This window comes from Thiocapsa sp. (genome assembly GCF_011390875.1).
Classification (GTDB): domain Bacteria; phylum Pseudomonadota; class Gammaproteobacteria; order Chromatiales; family Chromatiaceae; genus Thiocapsa.
On the sequence record NZ_JAABRP010000231.1, the window covers coordinates 1 to 7,036 of the forward strand.

Consider the following 7,036-nt stretch of genomic DNA (forward strand, 5'->3'; position numbering starts at 1 on the left):
ATGGCGAACGATGGGGTCGCCATCACCCATATCTTTGCCGGCTCACAGAAGGTCGACGGCACCCCGTATCAGCCGCTGCCCGCGGCCGTGCGCGACCGCTTCCAGAGCGAGATCGACACCATCTACGGCGAGTTTGTCGCCGCTGTTGCCACCGGCCGCCCGCTGCTGAGCGCCGATGCCGTGCGCGCGACGCAGGCCGGGATCTTCCGGTCCGTCGCGGCCGTTGATGCCGGTCTGGCCGATCGGATCGAAACCACAGACAGCCTCATTACCCGCCTGGGCGCCACCCGCGCCCGGTCGACCGTCGGGCGCCCCGCCCGTTTCACACTCACGCAGACCGGAGACAGATCCATGAGTGAGACCACCGACGCGGGCGTGCTTCTAACGTCCGACCCCACGTTCACCCCGGCCGAACTCGCCGCGGCACGCCAGGCCGGCGCCGATGCCGAGCGGATCCGGATCTTCGCCATCCTCGACCATGCCGAGGCCGTGTCCCGTCGCGACGCCGCCCTGGTCATGGCGCGCAACCCGGCCATGGACGCGACCACCGCGGGCGCCGTGCTGGCCGCACTGCCGGTCGCCGCGACCCCGGCACCGGCACAGCCGAACGCCCTGGCCCTGCAGATGGCCGCGATGGGCAATCCCCCGACCATCGGCGGCGATACCCCGGAGCAGGATCCGGACGAAGACATTCAGGCGTCGTGGGCCCGTGCCCGCGGCCTTGCGGCATAATCCAGGAGCACCCTCATGACGGTTTACGCAGAAGGCCCCTACGCAGGCGAGTTTCTGGTCGCCAGCACCAACGAAAGCCTCAGCCTGGATGTCGGCACCCTCGCCGCCGGGCAGAACCTGACGGCCGGTACCGTGATCGGTATCGCCTCCGACGGCACGCTCAAGCAGATTGCCCGCCGCGCACTGGCTGGCACCTCCAGCAAGGTCGAAGGCGATGGTAACGGCACCGTCGGCGCCGCGACCCTGGGCGCCGATGCCTTGGTCGGTGACTACATCCTCACCTGCACCGCCGAGGCGGCAGACGCCGGGACCTTCTCCGTCGTCGCCCCGGACGGCACCGTGCTGGATCCGCTGACCGTCGGCGAGGCTTACGTCTCCACGCACATCAATCTGACCATCTCCGACGGCGCCACCGACTGGGGCGAAGGCGCAGTGTGCAAGGTCGCCGTGGCGGAAGCCTCCGGCGCGCTGGCCAACGAGCAAATCGCCGTCGGCGTGCTGCTGGACAACGTGGACGCCAGCGCCGCCGCCAAGAAAGCGGTGTACGTGGCCCGTCTGCGCGAGGTCAACGGCTACGGGCTGACCTGGCCAGTGCTGATGACTACCACCAACAAGGCCGAAGCCCTGACCGCCCTGGCGTCGCGCTTCATCGTCGTCCGCTAAGGAGCACACCATGGCAACCCTCGACATCTTCCGCAATCCAGCCTTCGGCCTAAGCGAAATGGCCGACGCTTACGAAAAGATCGACTATGTTCCGTCGATCCTCAACAGCATGAACCTGTTCACCCCGCTGCCGCTGCGCACCACCACCTTTTGGATGGAAAGCCGCGACAGTGGTCTGACGCTGATCCCGACCAGTCCGCGTGGGGCCCCGCCTGCACAGCGCGAGACCGAAAAGCGCTCTGCCCGCGCGCTGCCGACCTTCCGCATCGCCAAAGATGACACCCTGATGGCGTCCGAGCTGCTGGACGTGCGCGCGTTCGGCAAGACCAGCGAACTGCAAGCCATGCAAGAGGAGATCGACCGTCGCCTGTCCGGCCCGGCTGGCATGATTGCCGAGGTGCAATACACCTTCGAGAACATGCAGCTCGGCGCGGTCACCGGCCTAATGGTCGACGCCGACGGCTCCACGCTGGTCAACTTCTACACCAACCTGGGCGTCACCCAGCCTGCCGAGATCAACTTCGCGCTTGCCGCCGCACAGCCGGCCGAAGGCGCTTTGATGCTGGCGTGCATGGAAGTGACCGACCGCATGCGCCGCGCGGCCAAGGGCGAATGGCGACCCGGCGCCGTCGCGGTCGGGCTGTGCTCCGATGGCTTCTGGAAAGCGCTGATCACCCACTCGGAAGCCCGCAAGACTTGGGAATTGATGCTCCAAGGCGGATTCCGCGACGGGCTCGACGGCCTGATGGGCAACATCCCGCGCGTGCGCATCGGCGACGTGGTTTTTATCCGCTACTGGGGATCCGACGACGACACGGTGAAGATCGCCACCGACAAGGTGAAGTTCTTCCCGATGGGCATCCCCGGCTTGTTCCGGCATGTGATGGCACCCGGCGAGTCCTTCGCGCATCTGCGGCGTCCCGGCCAGGCGGTCTATCCCATGATCCTCCCGGACAAGTCCGGCGCCGATGAGTGGGTGAAGCTGTGCGTGCGGGCCTACCCGCTGATGTTCTGCCGCCGGCCCGAAATGCTCCAGAGCGGTCGCAAGTAAGGGATCGGTATCGGCATGATCCTGCGCCGCTCCCGCTCCGCCGATGTCGCCCGGCTCAACACTGAGCTGCTGGGCTATTTCGGCGTCTCGGTCGTCCTGCCGGACGGAAGCGATGTCCGCGGCGTCTTCGCCCACATGAAGACGCCCGCGAACCCCTGGCCGGAGACCGGCGCAGCGCTGGACATCACCAAGGCACGCAACCCGGAGATCAGTCTGTCCACGACCGACGCCTCCGGGCTCACCAAGAACACTCCGCTGCTGATCGACGGGGAACGCTATCTGGTCGTCGACCTGGATCCGCCGAGCGACGGCATGACGCGCGTCACCTTGATGCACGCACCGATCGCGGCACCGCGTCCACCCACCGGGAGCCGCTGGCAATAACATGGCAGGCCGCTTCGACATCCGGCTTGACGCAGGCGACGGGGTTGCCCGTCTTCAGCGCCTGATCGCCGACAACCCGCGCAAGCTCAAGCGCGCGCAGGATCGCGTCTATCGCAAGCTCAACACGTTCGTCACGCGCGAGATCCTCCGCGCTTGCTCCAAGGCAACCGGCATTCCGCAAAACCGCTTTGCCACCATGGCGCGCGTGTTCAACAGCGTTTACACCGACGAAGCATTCTGGTCCGGGCTCAAGTTCTGGGTCGGCACCCAACCCATCCCGGTTCACCGCCTTGGCACCGTCGTCTGGACGCATCGGCGCCTCGGCAACAACAGCCGCATGAAGGGCGCTCGGGTTGGCCGCACCACCTACCCCGGCACCTGGCAATGGCCGCAAGGCAAGACCGGCGCCGCCGTGATGCAGCGCAGCGGCCAGTTTGGCCGCAATGGCAACTCGCGACTGGAGAAGATCGAGCGCGTCGACATCCCGATTCACGACCCCGTGAGCGCCGCGCTGGATGCCGCCGGCCCCGAGATCATCAATCGGTTTCTGACCCTGCTGCAGCAGGAAATCAACTACGCCCTGAATCATGAGCGCTAACCCGTGAGCACACCCGTCACCACCACCATGGATGCCTACCACGCGGCCGTCGTGTCCGCGCTAGAGACCGCATTCGGCGAGCGGGTGACCACCTATGCCCCCTATGACCCGGCGAACCTGGTCGACGCGACCAACCCGATCAACACCCCGGCCCTATACCTGCAGATCGAAGCGACCGACCTGGAAGACCCGCCGGAGCGCCAACCCCTGCGCGGTCGCGTGCTTACCCGCCAGGCCGTCGCCGTGCATCTCATCCTGTCCACCCGCACGGGCGGAGACTTGCAAATTGCACTCGACGTGATGGCCAGCGCGATCGCGGTCCTGGTCCGCAGCGCAGACACCGCCAGCCATGCCGTCGCCAAAGCCGGCAACCGCTGGGGCCTGGGTGACGCCGTCCAAGCCCCCGAGCGCGTGAGCATTGTCCCCGCCGACTGGCAGCCCGGCATGAATGGCTACGACTCGCGCGTCGTCCGCTTCGAGCAGACCCTGTATCTGCCGGCCGACCCGATCGCCTGCCTCGCCGAACCCGAACCCGACCCCGAGCCGGATCCAGACCCCGAGCCGGATCCCGAACCCGAACCCGATCCCCAGGGCGAGTAATCAGCTATGCCAACGGTCGTCATCACGAAAACCGAATACACCAAGATCGTCGACGCTGCCGTCGAAGTTTTCACCGCGCAATGCCGCGCGATGTCCGGCATGGAAGTGCAGACCGGCACCACTGAGCCCGATGTCGACACCGCCGGCGTCCTCGTCCCCGGTGGCCTGCCCTACGGCGTCACCCGCGCCAACGCGGAAGGGAGCATCTGGGCCAAACTCCCTGCCTCCGCGGGCGTCGCGACGGCTGACGTGGTTGTGGTGTCCTGATGCTGGCGGTCCTTGAACCGTTCGGAGCGTTTGAGGCGTTTAGGGCGCCGCGGGCGACTGGGGCAGGGTGGATCACGCAGCCGATCGTTCTGACATCCCCGCTTGGCGTCGTCTTCACGAATTCCGACGGCGCCGTCCTGACCAGAGGAACTCGACGCGTGCGTCGGCTCACTCCCGAGACATCCCCCGTGGTTGAGTTTGCATCGGCGGATGGCGCCTACTTCGCGTCTGCCGATGGCGTTATCTTTTCCGCATCAGGTGCAGGCGATGGGGTGACATTGACCGCCACGAATGTCGGCGATGCAATCGACGAACTGGCCGGCCTGATCGCCGCACTGTAGGAGCAACGACATGGCCGATATTTCGACTTTCCCGATCCCGACCGAGACGCTGGACCCTGCAGCGTATCCCGAGTTCATCGGCCCCGCAACCGACTGGCAATTCTCCGAGACCCATCTCCAGGCCCGCCCGGTTGGCGGCGATACCTGGGTGGATGTTGTCGCACTGGCTGACATTACGGGGCCGACGGGCGATGCAGGGGCTGCTGGCACTCCCGGCGCAGACGGCAATACGATCCTCAGCGGCGATGTTGATCCGACCGACGAGGGTGTTGACGGCAACTTCTACATCAACAAAGTCTCGTGGAAGATTTTCGGCCCGAAAGCGACGACGTGGCCGGCTGGTGTGTCGCTCAAGGGTGCAGACGGCGCTGATTTCGCGACCCCCATCACAACCGCGACGATCACGGCAGGCGACCTCGCAACCCCGCTCGACAACAAAATCTACCACGTCGCCTTGACCTCCGACGTGGACGGCGACTGGACCGCGCCCATCCCGAGCGGCGGAGACGATGCGACGACCGGATTCTACGCCACGGTGATTTTCAATCCCCCAGGCACAGGCGAGGGCTCAGGGGCCGGCACCGATGGCCCGTGGATTGCACCATTCCCTGTCGGCTGGAATCAAGTCAGCGGTCTCGATTCGGTCTCACTCGCCCCCGGCGATGACCCGATTGTGTGCTCGCTCGCAAGCGTGGGCGACGGCGTGATCCTCGTCTCGGCTGTCGCGGCGGTGGAGATTGCCGCGTGAGTATGCAGCGGCATTTGCAGTCGATGCTAATGCGAGCGGGCGCGCAGGTGGCTGGGTATCGCTATGTCGAATTAAATGTCATTTCAAACTGGTCCGGTGAGGTATTTACCAACGCCTTTGAAATACAACTATATCGAGCTGCTGATGGGATAAATCGAGCACTAAATGCGCAAGTCGCATTTACGCCAGAGGACTTTCTGACGGGATATCCTCCCACAAACCTGGTAGATGGGATTGGAACCGTCGCGGGAGAGCGAACAAACGACAAACGGGCGCTATGGTATCCGACCTCTTTACCAACAAGCATCACGCTAGACCTCTCACAACAAGTGGTTTTCGATAGGCTACGGATTTATGGTGGGCCATTGGCTACTCGCGACTTTAAATCATTTACATTATCAGGCTCTAACAATCAGATCACTTGGGATCTATTGCTTTCTGTTGCCAGTGCTCCACAAACAACTGCCGAATCTTTTTATACCGAATGGGCTATCTGATGCCATATTTAACTTTTCAGCATACGCCAGCACCGAGTCATATCACGCTCAATGGCAAACGCTGGCCCGTGCAAATCCTCATCGCTCGCAATGATCGCGATCTGCTCGCGCAAGGCGGGATCTATCCGCACGTCACCGCAGAGGGCGCAGCGCCGCTCGGCTATACCGACTGGGCGCTCATTGACGACGAATACCGGCGCGAGCCTGCTGGCACACCTGAAGAGCGTCAGGCGGCGATTGAGGTGGCTGCGGCGGCGGCGCACGAAGCCTATCTCGACAGCCTTGAATGCACCCGCCTACAAGGCAAGCTCGCCTTAATCGATGCTGGACTTTGGGATCAATACGAGGCGCTGATTGCGTCGTTGCTGCCGTCGATGACGCCTGCGCAGCGCGTATTCGTTGAAGACGCGCAAGTCTGGAAATACCGCGACCCGGTGTTGCAAATGTTTGCTGCGGCGATTGAGCTGACCGAAGCGCAGACGATCGCGCTGTTTGAGACGGCTAAAAGCCTGTGACTTTGCGCATTTACTCACTGATGATCCTCGGCATCATCCTCGGCGGGATTGCGGGACTGGTGTGGCTGACGATGGTGATGGGATGAACATCGCCCGCGACATCCGGCTCGGACTAAGGGTCACCGCCGTGATTGTGACGCTGAATCTGATCGCATGGGCGATGGGAGTGTATTCGTGAGTGCCCCAATCGATTGGAGCGAGGCAAGACTGCAAGCGTACATTGATGCTGATCGCGGTTACGACTATTTGCTCGCCCGAAAGCGTGAAAGGACTGAGCAAGACTTCGGCGCAGTGATCGACGCGACGATTCAAGAGCACAGCGCCCCGCGCGTCGAGGCCATGATTGTTTGGCCGGCTGTGTGCTGGTCGGTGCTCTGGTTTAGCGCAGTTGGCGCTGTACTCTACGTGATGAACAGGGGCTGACATGTTTCAAACTAAATACCCCGACATGCCGCGAGTCAATGCACACATGCACTTTGGCCGCGCGCCAAGCGACTCGGCTTTGCGCGACCTCCAGGTCGTGCGCGACAAAGCGCTTGCGGACTCAGGCATTACCATTGCGCTGGAAATCGATCTCGACGGCGGTCGAATGCGGCAGTGGGTTCAAGACCAGAATGCCGGGCTGGAGCGCCTCAAATCG

At 63.7% G+C, this 7,036-nt stretch carries 11 protein-coding genes; all 11 read left to right on the forward strand.

What is annotated here, in order from left to right; genetic code table 11:
• Positions 1–732 (forward strand): S49 family peptidase (locus tag GPT33_RS15800; protein WP_296810711.1); only part of this gene is annotated, 732 nt, incomplete at its 5' end.
• Between the two features lie 15 nt (positions 733–747).
• Positions 748–1,395 (forward strand): head decoration protein, encoded by a 648-nt coding sequence (locus tag GPT33_RS15805; protein ID WP_296810714.1) that lies wholly within the window; start codon positions 748–750, stop codon positions 1,393–1,395.
• Between the two features lie 10 nt (positions 1,396–1,405).
• The gene (locus GPT33_RS15810) at positions 1,406–2,446 is read left to right on the forward strand and encodes a major capsid protein (protein WP_296810716.1); all 1,041 of its coding nucleotides are present in this window, start codon (positions 1,406–1,408) and stop codon (positions 2,444–2,446) included.
• A 15-nt stretch (positions 2,447–2,461) separates the two neighbouring features.
• A complete protein-coding gene (locus GPT33_RS15815) occupies positions 2,462–2,830 on the forward strand; it encodes a hypothetical protein (RefSeq protein ID WP_296810718.1) in 369 nt (122 codons plus the stop codon).
• A gap of 1 nt (position 2,831) precedes the next feature.
• Positions 2,832–3,428, forward strand: coding sequence for a hypothetical protein (locus GPT33_RS15820; protein WP_296810719.1), 597 nt, complete (start codon positions 2,832–2,834; stop codon positions 3,426–3,428).
• Positions 3,429–3,431: 3 nt separating this feature from the next.
• A complete protein-coding gene (locus tag GPT33_RS15825; protein WP_296810723.1) occupies positions 3,432–4,028 on the forward strand; it encodes a hypothetical protein in 597 nt (198 codons plus the stop codon).
• Between the two features lie 6 nt (positions 4,029–4,034).
• Complete coding sequence (locus GPT33_RS15830; RefSeq protein WP_296810726.1) at positions 4,035–4,295, forward strand: hypothetical protein; 261 nt, start codon at positions 4,035–4,037, stop codon at positions 4,293–4,295.
• Positions 4,296–4,483: 188 nt separating this feature from the next.
• Positions 4,484–4,636 carry a hypothetical protein gene (locus GPT33_RS15835; protein ID WP_296810729.1) on the forward strand — a complete coding sequence of 51 codons (153 nt, stop codon included), beginning with the start codon at positions 4,484–4,486 and terminating at the stop codon, positions 4,634–4,636.
• Positions 4,637–4,646: 10 nt separating this feature from the next.
• The gene (locus GPT33_RS15840; protein ID WP_296810732.1) at positions 4,647–5,384 is read left to right on the forward strand and encodes a hypothetical protein; all 738 of its coding nucleotides are present in this window, start codon (positions 4,647–4,649) and stop codon (positions 5,382–5,384) included.
• On the forward strand, positions 5,381–5,881 hold the full coding sequence (locus GPT33_RS15845; RefSeq protein WP_296810735.1) for a hypothetical protein: 501 nt from the start codon (positions 5,381–5,383) through the stop codon (positions 5,879–5,881). The genes GPT33_RS15840 and GPT33_RS15845 overlap by 4 nt, the downstream gene beginning before the upstream one ends.
• A complete protein-coding gene (locus GPT33_RS15850; protein WP_296810739.1) occupies positions 5,869–6,396 on the forward strand; it encodes a hypothetical protein in 528 nt (175 codons plus the stop codon). Before GPT33_RS15845 ends, GPT33_RS15850 begins: the two co-directional genes overlap by 13 nt.
• Positions 6,397–7,036: the final 640 nt, after the last annotated feature.

Bases quoted from the DNA above. Each gene is read 5' to 3' on its own strand.
- GPT33_RS15805 (WP_296810714.1), top strand. From the start codon at position 748: ATGACGGTTTACGCAGAAGGCCCCTACGCAGGCGAGTTTCTGGTCGCC.
- GPT33_RS15810 (WP_296810716.1), top strand. From the start codon at position 1,406: ATGGCAACCCTCGACATCTTCCGCAATCCAGCCTTCGGCCTAAGCGAA.
- GPT33_RS15815 (WP_296810718.1), top strand. From the start codon at position 2,462: ATGATCCTGCGCCGCTCCCGCTCCGCCGATGTCGCCCGGCTCAACACT.
- GPT33_RS15820 (WP_296810719.1), top strand. From the start codon at position 2,832: ATGGCAGGCCGCTTCGACATCCGGCTTGACGCAGGCGACGGGGTTGCC.
- GPT33_RS15830 (WP_296810726.1), top strand. From the start codon at position 4,035: ATGCCAACGGTCGTCATCACGAAAACCGAATACACCAAGATCGTCGAC.
- GPT33_RS15840 (WP_296810732.1), top strand. From the start codon at position 4,647: ATGGCCGATATTTCGACTTTCCCGATCCCGACCGAGACGCTGGACCCT.
- GPT33_RS15850 (WP_296810739.1), top strand. From the start codon at position 5,869: ATGGGCTATCTGATGCCATATTTAACTTTTCAGCATACGCCAGCACCG.